Genomic DNA, 16,964 nt, shown 5'->3' on the forward strand with positions numbered 1-16,964 from the left:
GATATGAAAAATATTATTAAAAGTGTGGGTGATTTAAGAATTTCTATAGTTTTATTTTTGCTTTTTGCTTTATCTTGTGGCTTGGCAACCTTTATAGAGAGTGCTTATGGTACACCTACTGCATGGGCAATGGTATATGATAGTTTTTGGTTTGAGTATATACAGCTTTTGTTAGGCATAAATTTATTATTTGGAATGTTTCGTTATAAGATGTTTGCTCTAAAAAAAATGCCTTTGATGATTTTTCATTTTTCTTTTCTTTTTATCTTGCTTGGCTCTGCTATGACTCGTTATGGTGGTTTTGAAGGTTTATTAGCGATTCGAGAGCACACTCAAAATGCTTTAGTTGAAAGCTCTAAAACCTCTTTAAGAATTTCTACTATTAAAGATGGCGAGCGTTATACTTCCGTAAATGATCGTTACATAGGAAATTTACCTTTTGCAAATTCTTTTAAATTAAATTTAAATATGGGAGATGAAAAAGCTGTTTTAAAATATGAAAATTTAATTTTAGATGCAGATTATACTTATAAAGAAGATAATGTTTCTTCACCCTTGCTTGTTTTGACTATTTCTGAAAAAAAATCCCAAGGTGCGAATTTGGAATTTAGATCAGGAGAGGTACAAAATATCAACGGAATTAATTTTGCCTTTATGAATGATGATGTGGCTAAACCTTATATCAAAATAGATAAAAATTTAAAATTAAGCTCAAGTGAAAATTTAAGCGTTTTTAACATGAAAAAAGGCGAGAATTCAACTCTTAAAATTGGCGAAAAGGCAGATGCTAAAGATCTTAGATTATATAGTTTGGATAATTTAAATTTTGTAGTGAAATTTGCTTCTTTACATGGAGCTCAAGAAATTCAAGGTGTTAACAGGCCGCAAGATGAAAGCTTTTGGCTATGGTTTAAATCAGCTTGGTTAGAATTTGCAAGAACTATAATGATATCAAGCTTTGGGGAGCCACAAAACTGGAAAGCTTCATGGCTTACGAATTTTAAAGATTTTGCTATGAGTAAGGATTATCAAGCTTTGGAATTAAAAGGAGCACATGCGCTAAAACTTCAATTAGATTATAAGAATGAAAGTAAAGAATTTTATGTATTTGAATACAATAAACCTACCGTAGTAGAACTTGCTGGGCAAAAATTCTTTATTTCTTGGGCGCTTGCATATGAGCAATTGCCTTTTGAAATTTATTTAAGAGATTTTGTTATAGATCGTTATCCTGGATCTATGTCTCCTGCTTCTTATGCAAGTGAAATTACGGTTAAAAATAATGAAGATAATTTCGATTATAGGATTTTCATGAATAATGTGTTAGATTATAAGGGTTATAGATTTTATCAAAGTTCTTACGATCAGGATGAAAAAGGGACGATATTATCAGTCAATAAAGACCCGGGTAAAATTCCTACATATATAGGTTATTTCTTGCTTTGTTTAGGTATGTTTTTAAATTTCTTAAACCCACATTCAAGATTTAGAACTCTAGCAAGACTTATCAACAAAGACGCTCTGAAGCATACTGCTAGTGTTTTGGCTTTATTTGTAGCTTTATTTGGAGCAGATAAAATGCTTGCTCAAGATTTAAATATAAGCTTAGAGCAAAATATACCTATAGTGGATAAAGCACATGTTAAAGAGCTTAAAGCCCTTATCGTGCAAAAATCTGTAGATGGTAGAATGATACCTTTTGATACTTTAGCTAGAGAAATTTTGGAAAAAATTCATAAGAGTGCAGACTATAAAGGACAAGAAGCAAGCGCTATAATGCTTTCAATGCTTATCAATGTAGATTTATGGCAAAATGAAGCCTTTATTTTAATGCCAAGCAATAAAAATGTTCGTGAGGCTATCGCTGAAATTTTAGAAATTTCTCCAGAATTAAAATATGTCAAATATAAGGATTTCTTTGATGCTAATAATCGTTACAAACTTCAAAAATATGTGGAAAATGCTAACCGCAAAAACCCAAATGCTAGAGGGGTATTTGATAAAGAAATCATTTATTTAGATGAAAGAGCAAATGTTGTAAATTTGGTTTTTAGTGGAGAACTTTTTAAATTTATTCCTATACAAAATCATGACAATAATGCATGGTTGGCTCCTTTTTCTGCTATTACAACACTTAAGGATGAAGAGGGTCAGTTTGTTTTTACACTTATAAAAAATTATTTTTCTTCTGTGGACTCAGCTTTTCATGATGGAAATTGGACAAGAGCTAATGAAGCTTTAGGTTTTATCAAACAATATCAAGAGAAAATAGGGCATGAGGTTATGCCTAATAAAACAAAAGTAGAGATGGAAATTTTTTCAAATAAAGCTGAAATTTTTGTCAAACTTGCTCCTGTATATTTAATCGCGGGATTTTTATTGTTGATTGTTCTTTTGATTAAAATGGTTGCGCCAAAACTTAAAATTTCTCTTATATTTAAAGTCATTTATATTTTAAATATTTTAGCCTTTATAGTCCATACTGTAGGACTTGGATTGCGTGCTTACTTAGCAGATCATGCTCCTTGGAGTAATGGATATGAGAGTATGGTTTATATAGCTTGGGCTTTATCTCTTTCAGGAATTTTCTTTTCTAGAAAAAGTCCGATTGCTTTATCTTTGACTTCTATACTTGCGGGTATTGTTTTAGCTGTGGCTCACTTAAGTGAGATGAATCCACAAATTACAAATCTTATGCCAGTGCTTAATTCGTATTGGCTTAGTATCCATGTGTCAGTTATTACTGCTAGCTATGGATTTTTAGGACTTTGTTCTTTGCTTGGAATTTTTACTTTATTGTTAATGTGTTTTTTAAAAGAAAACAATCAATACAATCAAAGTATTTTAAGAAATATCACAGAAGCAACTCGAATTAATGAAATGTCAATGATTTTTGGACTTTGTTTGCTTACTGTTGGAAATTTCTTAGGTGCAATTTGGGCCAATGAGAGTTGGGGTAGATATTGGAGTTGGGATCCAAAAGAAACTTGGGCTTTGGTAAGTATTTTGGTTTATGCGGCTATTTTGCATATTAGAATGATTCCAAAATATTCTAATCAATTTACCTTTGCATTATGGAGTATGTTTGCTTATTGGGTTGTTATTATGACTTATTTTGGAGTAAATTATTTCTTAGTAGGTTTGCATTCTTATGCTGCAGGAGAAGCTGCTCAAATTCCTAGTTATGTTTATTGGGGAGTTGTGATTATGATTGTTTTAGCATTACTTGCAAGAAGAAAGCGTGAGTTTGTAGGCAAACTTTAATGAGCCATATTTTTTGGGTGATTATTTGCACCTCTGGAGCTTTGCTCCTCTTTTTGAGTTTGATAGCTTATTTGATTCTCAGTGATAATAAAAAGAAAAATAAAAAACAAAAAAATACTGAGAATACAGCTAAAGCCCGCAAATTTGATAATGATTTAAATAAGATGATAGCAGCGGCGAGTGATTTAAAATATAGCGATCGTGATTTAAAGGAGTTGGTAAAGCTCTTTGTTCAAACACATAAGCTAGGCTCTAAAACTTCTAAAGAATTAGATGAAAAAACAAAAAATAAATTAGAATTTGTATCCGCTTTAGCTGCTAACCCAAAAGCTAGCCCTCAAACTGTAAGTTTTTTAAATCAAGAGCTTAAAAAAATTTCTGCTTCTTACAAAAAAGAAATCGATGCCTATGAGCAGATGGGTTTAGCAAAAAGAAAAATCAAAGAAGAGAAATAAAACCAGATTTAAATTTTTTAAGCGTATGTGTTTTTAAAGAAATTACAAGCAATTATGGTGGAGTTTATATTTTGATAAAGAGATAAGAGAAGAGATATTACAGAGAGAAAGCATATTTTAAAGGCGCTAAAGGACGAGAGTTTGGGTGATGATATTTGAGATTGGTTGCAAGATGCAAGCAGAAAATATCTTGTTGTTTTACATACCATGATAAATTATAGTGTAGAAAGCTATGGATTATTTGGAGATGAAAGAGAGGTGGGTAGCTTTACAAGCGTAGGACACAAAGGTGTTGATGGTGGATAAGTTAAAACAAAATTTTATTATCACATCTAATAATTACGCGGACAAAAATATGCCTATCAAGGAGTAAGTATGCGTTTTTATAAAATGCTTCTGGCTTTAATCTTAAGTACAAATTTAGCCAATGCTTATGATACTACTATTATTTATAATGAAGATAAACCTATTTTTAAACTTGATTTTTACAATAAAGGAGAAAATACGGTTTTTTGGTGAAACTGTTGCCTCTTCCTATACTTTAAATGAGATCCAAAGAAATGAAATCATTCGTGCGACTCAATTTCGGGCTAATATTATAGGAGCTAGTGCAATCAATTCTTCTCCCATTCCTATCAGTGTAAGTACCTTTGATATTCCAAATGCCAATGCATTATCTTATGATTTCTTTTCTAATCCTATATTTAATAGGGTATTGCAAGGAGAAAGTATAGATACTATTAGACAAGAACTTATAGGTGTATCAGAAGATTTTTTTACTAAAGCAAGTGTAGAATACTTAGGGCATATTAATATGGGAAAGCTTGATTGGTATATAGCTTTCTCATCCTACTACCCTACCTAAAAATGGGAATCAGTTTGATACTTTTTCTACCTTCACCCATGAGCTTTTTCATGCTTTAGGCGTGTTATCTTTAGCTGGTAGTTGTGGAGGAAATTTGGGACAATGTTTTAACGGTTTTTTAAACAGTTTTAGTGATCATTTATATGATCTTAATGGAGTAAAAGCTCAAATAGGAATGAGAATAGTTAAAACCCAAGCAGAGGTAGAAGAAGCTAAGTTAAAAGGAGAGACGGTTTTCTTAGTTAAGGACGATGGTGTTTATATTAATGGCAGTTTTAGCAATGCTTCGGGCAATGTTTATTTTAAAGGAGAAAATGTCGCAGAAGTTATTAAAAATGCTAAACTAGGTTATGATGGGGTTAATGGTATTCCTATCAATGCTTGGGAAGGGATTATATTAGATATGTCTCATATTGAGCTTGATAATTCTTTAATGAGTCATCAAAGTTGGCGTAATTATAACTTCTATATGGAAGCAGAATTAGCCTTGCTTCAGGATATAGGTTATAATTTTGATAGAAAACTTTATTATGGAGATTCTATTTACGAAAGCAATCTTTTAAACTGGCAAAGCGATCATGGTTATTATGCTAGAAAAGATGGCAAATGGCTTATAGGAGAATACAATCCTACAGAATACGGAGTGGGTTTGCATATCTATGGTAAAAATAATATAGCCACTCAAAGCCATGATATTTTATCAAGTGGCGTAGCTGCAAGTGGTATTCGTATAGATGGATCGAATAACCAATTGATTATAGCCAATGATACTAAGGTTTATACCTTAGGGGATTATTCTAATGCTTTATTAATCGCTTATGGAAAAGATCATGTTATTGAACATAATGGAGAATTAAAAGCTACAGGTAAAGAGGGTATAGCCATCAATATAGATTTTGGGGATAACACTCTAGGCAATGCTGAAGAATACCGTGGCTCTTATATACATCAAATGTCTGGTAATAATCAAGACGATCTTGCGGAGTATAACCTAGATGGAGCCTTGGTTAAAAGCTTAAATCTTAATGCTGCTAGCTCTACTATAGGTTCTTTAGCTTCCATTTATATAGCTGATAATGCTTATGTAAACACTATCAACATAGCACAATGGGCTAAGGTAGAAGGAGATATTATTTCTAATTGGGATCCTAATAATGAAAAATTAGCAAATCAATACAAAGATAGCTTTTATACAGATCTTAATTTTGGTTCTGACTCTAGCTTATCAAGAGCTGCTTTCAATGCTTTAGATAATACTTGGAGTGTTAAAGCTAATGTATTAGGTTATGATAATTTTAAAATGAATGTTAATGAGAATCTTAATCTACAAGGTAGTGCTTTTGTTTATGATTTAAACAATAAAGCCCATTTTAGCCTACTCGGTGCAGATGGCATCAACCCTTCTTTATTATATATTAAAAACAATTTCACTCAGGATTCAAATGCTATCCTAACTGCAGGTATTAATGCTAATGGACAAAGTCTAGTATATGTAGGAGGTAATGCTAATTTAGTAGGAGCTTTTAATTTTTACATGTTAAAAGACTTTTATAAAGATAAAGTAGTGTTAGATCCTGATTTAATTAGCGCAAATCAAATTCAAGGTGCTTTTAATTCTATTGTTTATGATAGTAGTCTTGATTTTTCTCCTACTTTAAATTTTATCTATGATGCAAATACAAAAGAATTAGGAGTTGTTCGTGATTATACTCCTTATATTAAAAATTCAAGCGATATTTCTTTAGCTTATGCTTTAAATTCTTTAGCTCAGAATGGAAAATATGAAGATATTGCTTTGCTTTTTAAAGAATTGGACTTTGCTACAGATGCACAAACCATAGCTCAGGGTTTAAACGAGCTTAATGCTAAAGCTTATTTAGACAGTGCTAAAATTTCTTTAGATTTCCAAGAGGAGCTCAATAAAGAAGCCCTAAGCGAATATGCCAATGAATGGCAAAGCTTCGTAACCCCATTTGGAACTTATCAAAGCTCAAGAGCTAATGGAGATTTTGATGCTTATAAAGGCTATGGAGGTGGAGTAAAGGCAAAGCTATTAAGGGATTTGATAGTTTCAATTTAGGATTTAATTTGGTGTTAAATACTAATAATATAGATATAGATGATACCTTAGCTAATACAAAAACCACAGGGGCATATGCAGGCATTTTTTCTAAATATGATTTAGAAGATTTTTATCTTTTAGGAAGTTTTAGAATGGGTTATGAGCATACCAAGCTTAATAGAAATGTAAACATAGGAGCTTTTAGTGCAAATTATAATTCTAAGTTTAATTCTTATCTTATTAGTGAAATGGTAGGTATAGGTAAAAGCTTTAATCACTATGGGGTAAGCTATGGACCTTTAGCTTATATAGAACACAGCTTCTTACATCACTTCGCTATCAATGAAGAAAATCAGAACTCTACAGCTTTAAATATTGATTCTAAAAATTTCCATGCTTTAAATTCTTTTATGGGATTTAATGTAAATTATGAAAAAGGTATGAGTGACAAAGCTATTGTGAATTTTTATTTCTTGGGTGGATGGAATCATTATTTCTTAGACTCTTTAAAAAACAATGCCAGCTTTAAAGATGCAAGTTTAAATAAATTCTATACCAAAAGCAAACTAAGCAATCAAGATTCTTTATACCTACAAGGAGAAATTGATTTTACTCATAATCAATCTTTCTTTACAAGATTAATGCTTTCAAGTGATATTAAAGATAATATAGACTTTAGCACCAAACTTGAAGTAGGAGCTAAGTTTTAGTAAAACACAAAAAAATAAAGCCTTGTGATTATGATATTATTAGGCTTTATTTTATACTTTTAAACTTAAATTGTTTTTTGTTGATCTTTGTTTTATATTTATCCTTTTTAAATTTTCAAGTAATCTTTGCTAATGTTTAAAGAGTTTTAGTTTTTGCAAATTGCTATATATAAAAGTAAGGATTTTAAAGCAATAAAAGCTATAAAAGCTACTTAAAGATTATATTTATAATACAAGAAAAGATAAAATCATTTATTTAGACTTGCAAAGTGATGTAGAAAAGTATAAAAGAGAATGAAAATTTTTTAAATACAGCTTAATTTTTAATTGTTTATCGTTGATAATCTTTCATCTTTTTATAAGCATATAAAATATATGTAAATTCTTAGAAGAAATTTTTTGCACATATTTTTGAATTGATCAAAAGATATTAATTACCATTCTTACAAAGTTTTGATTTATTGGCTTTTATTTGTTAAGTGAGATAAATTGATATAAGAAGTAATGGTGCGCTCAAGAGGATTCGAACCTCTGACCTTTTGAACCGCAATCAAATGCTCTATCCAGCTGAGCTATGAGCGCATCTTTTTGTATTTTTAAAGATGTAATTGTATAAAAAATTTTCTTAAAATTAGGTTATTTGTTTAAGATTTTATCTTCAAATTCTAATTCTTTCTTTCTTTTTTTGCGATAAACGATTAAGCCACTTAATAAAATAAAACATATAAGAGCAAAAACATACCAAGTTGCATGTTTAACATTGCTTAAAAACAAATCATTAGTATTCATACCGAAAAAACCTACTATCAGATTAAGAGGTAAAAATATTGCAGATAATATGCTTAAAAAATATAAGCTTTGATTCATTTTTTCATTTTTAATTGCACTCATTAATAAATGAAGCTCGTTTAATCTAGTGATAATTTCTTTGTTGTTTTTTAATGTAACCCCGACAGCAAAGATAATAGGCTTTAAAGCTTTTTTATGCGGGCTTGTCCCTGCTAATAAATTCAATGCCTCATCAAGCAAGGAAAGGTTTTTTAAATTTTTATTGATTTTTTGTTTTAGGATAAAACTTTTTTTAAAGAAATTTTTGATCAAATTGCCTTTTAAAAGTATATTTTCTTTGCGTTCTAAAATGCGTTCAAAGTAAGCATTTTCATTTTTACAATCCTCTAAAATAGCCCGAATGGTGCTTAAAAAATCATTTAAAGAAAAAGGTTTAAATTGAGCATTTTCAAGTTTGAAAATTGTATCATCCTCAAATCCAAAAACACTGAAATTCGCCTTTTTTGTTTTTGAGCTGTAAGAATTTAAAATCAAAATTTTTTGCCCTAAAAAATCCATATATAAAGTATTTAAATTTTTATTTGCAAGAAATTTGCTTAAATTCTCATCGCATACCATTGGTTAGCCTTTTGGCGTAAAATTCGTATTTGAATTTTTTAAATTCAGACTTTTTTATCGCCTCTCGTGCTTGCGCTACTAAGGTTAAATAATAATGTAAATTATGCAAACTAGCCAAGCGAAAAAAGGTTAATTCTTTAGCTTTAAAAAGATGGTTTAAATATCCGCGTGAGAAATTACGACAGGTATAGCATAAGCATTCATTATCAATGCTTTCATGATCGTTGATAAATTCAGCTCTTTTGATATTAAATTTGCCAAAATTGGTGAAAAAAGTTCCATTTCTAGCATTTCTAGTAGGCATAACACAATCAAACATATCCACCCCTCGCTCTATGTTTTCAACCAAATCCTCAGGAGTTCCAACCCCCATAAGGTAGCGGGGGCGATTTTCATCTAAAAAAGGGTTTAAATTTTCCACAGTTTCATACATAAGAGCATTTTCTTCACCTACGCTAAGTCCTCCTATAGCAAGTCCATCAAAATCCATTTCATTAAGGGCTAAAGCACAGCGTTTGCGTTCTTCATAATCGGTTCCCCCTTGTATGATTCCAAAAATATTTTGTTTTAGACCTAGTCCTTGAATTTGCATTTGTTTGTGATAATCAATCGCTTCTTTTGCCCATTTTATAGTTCTATCTACTGAAACTTTAATGCGTTCTTTTGTAGCAGGAAGGGCGATAAGATCATCTAGTATCATCATGATATCACTATTTAAATCATATTGAGTATCTAATACGCTTTTAGGAGTAAATAAATGCTTAGAACCATCTATATGGCTTTTAAATTCTATACCCTCTTGAAAATGTTTAGAATTAGCAGAAAGTGAAAAAGCTTGAAAGCCACCACTATCAGTAAGAAAACTTCTATCAAATTTTGTAAAGCCGTGCAAACCACCAAAATGTTTTACGATTTTAGAACCAGGCCTTAAATACATATGATAAGTGTTTGCTAGGATGATTTTTGCATTAAGTTGTTCTTTAAGATCAATTGCATCAAGGCTTTTTACAGCACCTACTGTGCCTACTGGCATAAAAATAGGGGTTTCAAAAGTGCTATGAGCTGTTGTTATCTCACATACTCTAGCTAGGTTGTCTTTATGCTTTAATTTAAATTCCATTTGTTATAATTTCCTTTTTGGAGTGCAAAATGAATCATATTTTAATAATAATTGATGGTATTTTAGCAAAGCATTTCTTAGAAAGGCTTTGTTTTGAAAAAGGCTTGGGATATTTTTTTACCATAGTTTGCCAAAATGAAGAAAATATAAATTTAGGTGCAAATAGCGAATATATTGAATTTCATCATTTTGATCCCACTAGCACAGCCCGCCTTGAAACTCTTATGAATAAATCTTTCAAACAAGCTTTTATCTATATGCAAGATGAATTTGAAACTAAAAAAACCTACGAAGCTTTGCGTTCTTTAGATGCAAATTTAGAGATTGAGATCATGGATTTTTGGGGTTTGAATATTAATGATGTTCATACAAATTTAGCCGATGCTAGAATGACTTTGAGCCGAAGATTTATGGATTTTTTGCCTGATATTGCTTTAACGGCTTATTGTGTTGGATTGGGTGTTGGGGAGGTTATGGAAGTTAAAATTCCTGCAGGGTCGATTTTTGCATACAGGCATATTAGCTCCATACAGCAAAAAAGATGGCGTATAGTACTCATTTATAGAAATTCTAAAATTTATTTTGTTAAGCCATCTTTTGTTTTACAGCCTAACGACAGCATTTTAATCGTAGGCGATCCCGCTGTTCTTCAAAGTATTTTTCACAATATCAGAGGTAAAGCAGGACAATTTCCACTTCCTTTTGGGAGCAATATCTTCACTCTTATTGATATGAAAAAAATGAGTGAAGATACACAAGAAAGATTACTAGATACCACTTTGCAATTGGTTAAAAAAAGCAATGCTAAGAAATTTTTTATAAGGGTGCTTAATCCTAAATTGGGTGCTTTATATGATAAAATGAAGCAACTTTCAGATGAGCAAGAAAGTATATTTTTTGATTTTTTTAATACAGATTTTGCAAATTTAAATTCTTTCTTGGAAAATAATGATATAGGTATTATTCTTACAGATTTTAAACATTTTGAGCAAGAGAAAAAAACTTTTTTTGAATTGAAAATTCCTATTTTGAAAATAGGTGAGGGTAAATTCGAAAATATTCAAAATGCTGTTATTTTAAGTACTAATGAAACCGAACTTGAAAATAATGCAAATGTGATCACAGATCTTAGTAAGCAACTTGATTTTGATATTACTTTGTATTATTATAATCCTAATTTGCAAAATACTACAGATATGGAGGAGTATTTTGGAAGTTTATCTAAGCTTTACGATAAGAATATCCAAATTATAAGCAAAAATGATGAAAATCCTATTTTATCTTTATCTTACCGTGCAGATTTGTTGCAATTTGTGAGTTTTGAAAAAGAGCTTTTGGAGGGAGAATTTAGCAAAAGTTTAAGCACTAATCTCAATAGACATTATTCTAAAATGAGGCAAAATTATCAACTTTTCATACCTGTAGAATGAGAATCATTTAAGGCTTATGATAAAGTATTATTTTTTTAGGAGCTTGTTTTTTAGTGTTTCAAAAAAGATTTTTATTTTAAATTTTCTTAGCTTTATGGCTTAGAACTAAGAAAATGATTAGCCCTAATTTGCTAGAATAGATTTAATTTCAAAATAAAAGTAGAACAATGCAAATAAATGTAGATTTAAAAGAAAACGCTTACAAGGTTTATATAGACGAGTTGGATAATTTAGAATTAGATACTAAGGTTTTTATACTTTCAAATCCTAAAATTTCAGGACTCCATTTAAAAACACTATTGTCTAAAATTAAGGCTAAAGAGCTTTTTATAGCGACGATAGAAGATGGTGAAGAATACAAAAATTTACTCACTTTGGAAAAAATTTTAAATCAAATGTTTAATTCCAAACTTAACCGAAAAAGTATATTGATAAGCTTTGGAGGTGGAGTAATTAGCGATATGGGTGGATTTGCGGCAAGTATTTATCAAAGGGGGATTGATTTTATCAATATCCCTACTACGCTTTTAGCTTGTGTGGATGCTGCAGTAGGTGGCAAAACAGGAGTTAATAATGCTTTTGGAAAAAATTTAATAGGCACTTTTTATCAGCCTAAAGCTGTGTATTGCGAAAGTGAATTTTTAAGAACCTTAGGTAGAAGAGAATTGGCCGCAGGGATGGCTGAATTTATCAAAATGGCAGCAATGTTTGATAGGGATTTGCTTGAATTTATAGAAGCGATTGATAAGGAAAGTTTTTTAAATGCGACTTGCGAAAACGAAATTTGTACTCAAATTATTTCTAAAAGCGTAGAGCTTAAGGCAAGAGTTGTGGAGTGTGATGAGAAGGAATCAGGCTTAAGAATGCTTTTAAATTATGGTCATACCTTTGCTCATGTGATAGAAAATTTTACAGATTATAAACAATATTTACATGGTGAAGCAGTGGCTATAGGGATGAATATGGCAAATCGCTTGGCTTTAAAATTAGGATTATTAAGTAAAGAAGAATGCGAGAGAATAGAAAAAATTTTACTTCAATTTAATTTGCCAACGCATTATAAAATCGAAAACATCAACGAGTTTTATGAGGCTTTTTTCATGGATAAAAAAAGTGCTAATCAAAAATTAAATTTCATTCTTGCAAATTCTTTGGGCAAGGGACTCATAAAAGGTGATATTGCCAAAGAAATGATATTGGAAACCTTGGAAGAATTTCAATGAGAAAAATCCTTCTTTTACTTTGCTTTAGTCTTTTTGCTTTTGGCGATATAAATCGCACTATTATTAATAATATCAATGAAAAAATAAGCAATTTAGACACTGTCATTGGAGCTAGTATTTGGGATGTACGCTATGAAAATTTTATCAAATATCAAGATATAAATGATGAACTTATTATCTTAAATTTAGAATTAAAAAAAATAGAAGATGTGCATTTACAAGATGAATTAAAACGAAAAATAGCAACTTTAGAAGAACAGCTTAATGTCCTTAAAGAGTATAAAGAATTAAACTTTGCCCATAGTCTTAGTGCACCTGAAGATATAGAAACTTTATCTAAGCTCACCAATCCTTTTGCGATTATTGGGGCTTTTTCTCATATTAAAAAATTAAGAGGAGAAAAAGAAGAATATGCCTTTAAATTTAATGATTTTAAGAATTTGGTAGAAAAAATCAGAGAAAAGAATTTAGAACTCAAAGAATTAGTCAATCTAGAATCAAATATCGAAAATATAGAAGCATTAAAAGCATCAGATAAAAAACTTGAAGAATTTGATCAAGCCTTAAAATTTGCTAGTGTTTCTTATTCTGTTTATGAAAAAAAGATTGATGATGAAATTGCAAGAGTAAGTGCTGAAATCAAAGCGCAGGGTTTAAGAGCGATTAATATAGTCATAGCTATTGTTATTGTTGTAGCTATTGCTTTTATGTTAAAACTTGTTGCTAAAAAATACATAAAGGATAATGAAAGATACTACACAGCAACAAAGATTATCAATTTTATTAACCTTAATATCATTTTTCTTATTTTGCTTTTTGCTTATATAGAAAATATAACCTATCTTGTTACTATACTTGGTTTTGCATCAGCAGGCTTAGCTATTGCTATGAAAGATATGTTTATGTCTATGCTTGGATGGTGTGTGATCGTTTTTGGTGGAAGCTTTAGAGTAGGGGATCGTGTAAAAGTTTTTCAAAATGATACTACTTATGTGGGGGATATTATAGATATTTCTTTTTTGCGTATCACTTTATATGAAGATATTACACTTGAAACTTATAGTAAAAATCGTAGAGCAGGGCGTATTGTTTTCATACCCAATAATTATGTTTTTACAAATCTTATTTCTAATTATACTCATCATGGAATGAAAACGATTTTAGATGGTATAGATATTAGCGTTACTTTTGATTCTAACATAGAAAAAGCTCAAGCTATAGTTGAAGAAGTTGTCAACCGCCTAGCAAAGGGCTATACAGAACTAGCCAAAAAAACAATGAAAAGACTGCAAAATGAATACAGCATAAGAAATCCCAAAGTAGAGCCTAGATTTTTTGTCTTTTTTGAACATTGGGGGATGAGAATATCTGCTTGGTATATGACAAATTCATACGCAGCATTGATACTTCGAAGCGCTATCAGTAAAGAGATTATTAAAGAATTTAACAAGCATGAGGATATTAAAATAGCTTATCCATCTCAAAATTTATATTTAGGAAATTTAAATCAAGCTCCTTTTGAGACTCATTATAATTCTATGCATTTTCATACAAAGGATAACAATTGAAAGAAAAAGTTTTTTTTAAAACCTTTGGATGTCGCACCAATATATACGATACAGAGCTTTTGAAAAGCTATGTAAAAGATTATGAAATCGTAAATGATGAAGAAAAAGCACAGATTATCGTAGTTAATTCTTGCACTGTTACCAATGGTGCAGACAGCGGAATAAAGTCTTATATTAATTCCATGCAAAAAAAGGGTGTTAGAGTTATACTTACGGGTTGCGGTGCAGTGAGTAAAGGCAAAGAACTTTTGGATAAAAAACAAGTTTTTGGGGTGCTTGGAGCATCAAATAAAGATAAAATCAATGAATTTTTGGGTTTAAAAACAAGTTTTTACGAGCTTGGAAATTTAAATTTTATTGATAAAGATATAGTTTGTGAGTACGAAAATCACACCAAAGCCTTTGTTAAAATTCAAGAAGGTTGCGATTTTGCTTGTTCTTATTGCATTATCCCTAGCGTGCGTGGGAAATCAAGAAGTGTTGATGAGCAGGCTTTGTTAAGGCAGGTTGAAATTTTAGGAGCAAATGGCTATAGCGAAGTGGTTTTAACAGGTACAAACATAGGTTCTTACGGACTTAAAAATGGAACAACACTAGGTAAGCTTTTGCAAAAAATGGGTCAAATTTCAGGTATAAAACGCATAAGACTTGGTAGTTTAGAGCCTGCTCAAATTGATGAAAGTTTTTTAGAAATTTTAGATGAAAGATGGATGGAGCGACATTTACATATCGCTTTGCAACATACAAGTGAAAAAATGCTTCGCATCATGAGAAGAAGATCGCATACAGATAATGACTTGAAGCTTTTTAATACCATAGCCAGTAAAGGATATGCTTTGGGGACTGATTTTATCGTAGGGCATCCAGGGGAAACCGAGGAGCTTTGGCATGAGGCTTTAAAGCATTTTCAAGAATTTCCACTTACTCATATCCATGCTTTTATTTTTAGCCCTAGAAACAACACGCATTCAGCCACCATGAAAGATACTATAAATGGTGCTGTGGCTAAAGAAAGATTAAATACTTTAAAAGTTATTATAGAAAATAATAACTATGAATTTAGAAAAAGAGTTAAAACTCCACTTGAAATTTTAGTTGAAAATCAAAAAGATGGTTTTTTTGAAGGTTATGATCAGTTTTTTAATAAAATAAAAATCAAAAGCAGTAAAGATATAGCAAAAGAATGGCTAAAATTAGAGCGATATGAAGTGCAAGAAAAGCATAATTTCGCAGACTTAGAGGGTAAAAAATGAAAAACAAAAAAATTATATTGATATCTTTTCTTATCTTGTGTTTGCTTTTTGGAATTTTGTATTTTAAAAATGAACCTAAATACATAGATGAAAATCTTTACCAAAGTTTATTAAGTCAAAATTTAATCGAAAAAGCAGTGATTGATAAGGATGAAATTTGGCTTAAAGCTAAGGGTGAGAGCTATGTGATCGTAAAAGATGGTGTAGATATTAAAACCCTTTTATCAAAAGTTCCTGTGGAAATCAAAAAAGACAGTACTTTGTGGGTATTTTTTGTTATATTTGTATTTCTTATCGCGCTTTTATTAAGTTTTGTTTATTTTGCACGAAAAAAAGAATTAGCTAAGTATCCTATATCTAGTAAAACTCAAACCCAAACTTCTACCACAAATTTAGAAAGTTCCAATATAAAACCTGTGATTTCTAATATCACCTTTAATGATGTAGCAGGCGTGAGTGAAGTAAAAATGGAGCTTAGTGAACTTGTGGATTTTTTGCAAAATCCTAAAAAATACAAAGAATTTGGTGTAAAAATGCCAAAGGGTGTTTTAATGGTAGGTCCTCCAGGGGTAGGGAAAACTTTGATTGCTAAGGCGGTTGCAGGCGAAGCAGGGGTACCTTTTTTTTATCAAAGCGGATCAAGTTTTGTTGAAATTTATGTAGGAATGGGAGCTAAAAGAGTAAGGGAGCTTTTTTCTAGAGCTAAAATGATGGCTCCAAGTATTATTTTTATTGATGAAATTGATGCGGTGGGTAAAGCAAGGGGTGAAATGTCTAATGTCGAAAGAGATAGCACCTTAAATCAACTCTTAACCCAAATGGATGGTTTTGAAGATAATAGTGGTGTTATCGTAATCGCCGCGACTAATAAAATCGAGCTAATGGATCCTGCTTTACTTCGTTCAGGGCGTTTTGATAGACGCATTTTCTTATCTTTGCCAGATTTTAAAGATAGGCTTAAAATTTTAGAAATTTACATGAAGGGTAAAAATAACAATATTGATTTAAATAAAATTGCAAAAGCAAGTGTAGGTTTTAGCGGTGCTGGACTTGAAACCTTAGTTAATGAAGCGGCTATCAATGCTTTAAGAAGAAATAGTTCTTTGGTGGAAGAAAGCGATTTTTATGCTGTACTAAATAAGGTGCTTTTAGGAAAGAAAAAAATTCTAAGTTTTAATGATGAAGAAAAGGGTATACAAGCGACTTATCAGGCCGCAAAAGCTTTGAGTGCGTATTATTTTGATATAGGATTTGAGAAAATTACTCTTATTGAAGATCGTTTTAAGGAATACGAGCATGCCATTCGCTCAAAATCAGAACTTATCAATCGCATTAAGGTTTATTTAGCAGGCTCTAGAGCTATGAGTTTGATTTATAATGAAAGCTATACAAACTCACAGAATGATTTTTTAAAAGTTAAAGAATTGCTTGATTATATGATAAGCTTTGGTATGCTTGAAGAACCAAATTTAAACGAAATTAAAAGGGAGCTAGATGAGTTTTTATTCCCTTTAAAAGAAAAAATTTCAACGCTTGCTAAAATTTTACTTGAAAAAGAAAAGATAGAGTATAACGATGTTAAAGAAGTAGTTCAGGTTTAAAGTATC

At 30.7% G+C, this 16,964-nt stretch carries 14 protein-coding genes and 1 tRNA gene; 12 read left to right on the forward strand and 3 right to left on the reverse strand.

Features of this window, described 5'->3' with window-relative positions:
- Positions 1 to 3: 3 nt before the first annotated feature.
- From ccsB to FOC43_RS02615, 7 genes are all read left to right on the forward strand, one after another.
- Positions 4 to 3,264, forward strand: a complete 3,261-nt coding sequence (ccsB, locus tag FOC43_RS02595; protein WP_002779022.1) for a c-type cytochrome biogenesis protein CcsB — start codon at positions 4 to 6, stop codon at positions 3,262 to 3,264.
- Positions 3,264 to 3,719, forward strand: coding sequence for a hypothetical protein (locus FOC43_RS02600; RefSeq protein ID WP_002779020.1), 456 nt, complete (start codon positions 3,264 to 3,266; stop codon positions 3,717 to 3,719). The genes ccsB and FOC43_RS02600 overlap by 1 nt, the downstream gene beginning before the upstream one ends.
- 165 nt (positions 3,720 to 3,884) lie before the next feature.
- On the forward strand, positions 3,885 to 4,025 hold the full coding sequence (locus FOC43_RS08835) for a hypothetical protein (RefSeq protein ID WP_002779018.1): 141 nt from the start codon (positions 3,885 to 3,887) through the stop codon (positions 4,023 to 4,025).
- A gap of 69 nt (positions 4,026 to 4,094) precedes the next feature.
- Positions 4,095 to 4,238 carry a hypothetical protein gene (locus FOC43_RS08840; protein WP_002779017.1) on the forward strand — a complete coding sequence of 48 codons (144 nt, stop codon included), beginning with the start codon at positions 4,095 to 4,097 and terminating at the stop codon, positions 4,236 to 4,238.
- The gene (locus FOC43_RS02605; protein ID WP_002790199.1) at positions 4,198 to 4,584 is read left to right on the forward strand and encodes a hypothetical protein; all 387 of its coding nucleotides are present in this window, start codon (positions 4,198 to 4,200) and stop codon (positions 4,582 to 4,584) included. Before FOC43_RS08840 ends, FOC43_RS02605 begins: the two co-directional genes overlap by 41 nt.
- Before the next feature lie 94 nt (positions 4,585 to 4,678).
- Positions 4,679 to 6,664 carry a hypothetical protein gene (locus tag FOC43_RS02610; protein WP_002790200.1) on the forward strand — a complete coding sequence of 662 codons (1,986 nt, stop codon included), beginning with the start codon at positions 4,679 to 4,681 and terminating at the stop codon, positions 6,662 to 6,664.
- Between the two features lie 11 nt (positions 6,665 to 6,675).
- The gene (locus FOC43_RS02615; protein ID WP_002790202.1) at positions 6,676 to 7,356 is read left to right on the forward strand and encodes an autotransporter outer membrane beta-barrel domain-containing protein; all 681 of its coding nucleotides are present in this window, start codon (positions 6,676 to 6,678) and stop codon (positions 7,354 to 7,356) included.
- A 505-nt stretch (positions 7,357 to 7,861) separates the two neighbouring features.
- Here FOC43_RS02615 and FOC43_RS02620 read toward each other — a convergent pair.
- From FOC43_RS02620 to tgt, 3 genes are all read right to left on the reverse strand, one after another.
- A tRNA-Arg gene (locus FOC43_RS02620) sits at positions 7,862 to 7,938 on the reverse strand.
- Between the two features lie 54 nt (positions 7,939 to 7,992).
- Positions 7,993 to 8,763: a CorA family divalent cation transporter gene (locus FOC43_RS02625; protein WP_002779011.1), complete on the reverse strand. Its 771-nt coding sequence runs from the start codon at positions 8,761 to 8,763 to the stop codon at positions 7,993 to 7,995.
- Positions 8,750 to 9,883 (reverse strand): tRNA guanosine(34) transglycosylase Tgt, encoded by a 1,134-nt coding sequence (gene tgt, locus FOC43_RS02630; protein WP_002784814.1) that lies wholly within the window; start codon positions 9,881 to 9,883, stop codon positions 8,750 to 8,752. The genes FOC43_RS02625 and tgt overlap by 14 nt, the downstream gene beginning before the upstream one ends.
- 29 nt (positions 9,884 to 9,912) lie before the next feature.
- Between tgt and FOC43_RS02635 the strand changes: the two genes are divergently transcribed.
- From FOC43_RS02635 to FOC43_RS02655, 5 genes are all read left to right on the forward strand, one after another.
- The gene (locus FOC43_RS02635; RefSeq protein WP_002779007.1) at positions 9,913 to 11,313 is read left to right on the forward strand and encodes a COG3400 family protein; all 1,401 of its coding nucleotides are present in this window, start codon (positions 9,913 to 9,915) and stop codon (positions 11,311 to 11,313) included.
- Between the two features lie 167 nt (positions 11,314 to 11,480).
- Positions 11,481 to 12,536, forward strand: a complete 1,056-nt coding sequence (gene aroB, locus FOC43_RS02640) for a 3-dehydroquinate synthase (protein WP_004284034.1) — start codon at positions 11,481 to 11,483, stop codon at positions 12,534 to 12,536.
- Entirely contained in the window at positions 12,533 to 14,104 is a 1,572-nt protein-coding gene (locus FOC43_RS02645) for a mechanosensitive ion channel family protein (RefSeq protein ID WP_002779003.1), read from the forward strand. The genes aroB and FOC43_RS02645 overlap by 4 nt, the downstream gene beginning before the upstream one ends.
- Positions 14,101 to 15,357, forward strand: coding sequence for a tRNA (N(6)-L-threonylcarbamoyladenosine(37)-C(2))-methylthiotransferase MtaB (mtaB, locus tag FOC43_RS02650; protein WP_002779001.1), 1,257 nt, complete (start codon positions 14,101 to 14,103; stop codon positions 15,355 to 15,357). The genes FOC43_RS02645 and mtaB overlap by 4 nt, the downstream gene beginning before the upstream one ends.
- Entirely contained in the window at positions 15,354 to 16,958 is a 1,605-nt protein-coding gene (locus tag FOC43_RS02655; protein WP_002778998.1) for an AAA family ATPase, read from the forward strand. The genes mtaB and FOC43_RS02655 overlap by 4 nt, the downstream gene beginning before the upstream one ends.
- The last annotated feature ends 6 nt before the right edge of the window (positions 16,959 to 16,964 follow it).

This window comes from Campylobacter coli (assembly GCF_009730395.1).
Lineage (GTDB): Bacteria > Campylobacterota > Campylobacteria > Campylobacterales > Campylobacteraceae > Campylobacter_D > Campylobacter_D coli.

Excerpts from the sequence above, each read along its gene's own strand:
- ccsB (WP_002779022.1), top strand. The coding sequence starts at position 4 with ATGAAAAATATTATTAAAAGTGTGGGTGATTTAAGAATTTCTATAGTT.
- FOC43_RS02600 (WP_002779020.1), top strand. The coding sequence starts at position 3,264 with ATGAGCCATATTTTTTGGGTGATTATTTGCACCTCTGGAGCTTTGCTC.
- FOC43_RS08840 (WP_002779017.1), top strand. The coding sequence starts at position 4,095 with ATGCGTTTTTATAAAATGCTTCTGGCTTTAATCTTAAGTACAAATTTA.
- FOC43_RS02625 (WP_002779011.1), bottom strand. The coding sequence starts at position 8,763 with ATGGTATGCGATGAGAATTTAAGCAAATTTCTTGCAAATAAAAATTTA.
- tgt (WP_002784814.1), bottom strand. The coding sequence starts at position 9,883 with ATGGAATTTAAATTAAAGCATAAAGACAACCTAGCTAGAGTATGTGAG.
- FOC43_RS02635 (WP_002779007.1), top strand. The coding sequence starts at position 9,913 with ATGAATCATATTTTAATAATAATTGATGGTATTTTAGCAAAGCATTTC.
- aroB (WP_004284034.1), top strand. The coding sequence starts at position 11,481 with ATGCAAATAAATGTAGATTTAAAAGAAAACGCTTACAAGGTTTATATA.
- FOC43_RS02645 (WP_002779003.1), top strand. The coding sequence starts at position 12,533 with ATGAGAAAAATCCTTCTTTTACTTTGCTTTAGTCTTTTTGCTTTTGGC.
- FOC43_RS02655 (WP_002778998.1), top strand. The coding sequence starts at position 15,354 with ATGAAAAACAAAAAAATTATATTGATATCTTTTCTTATCTTGTGTTTG.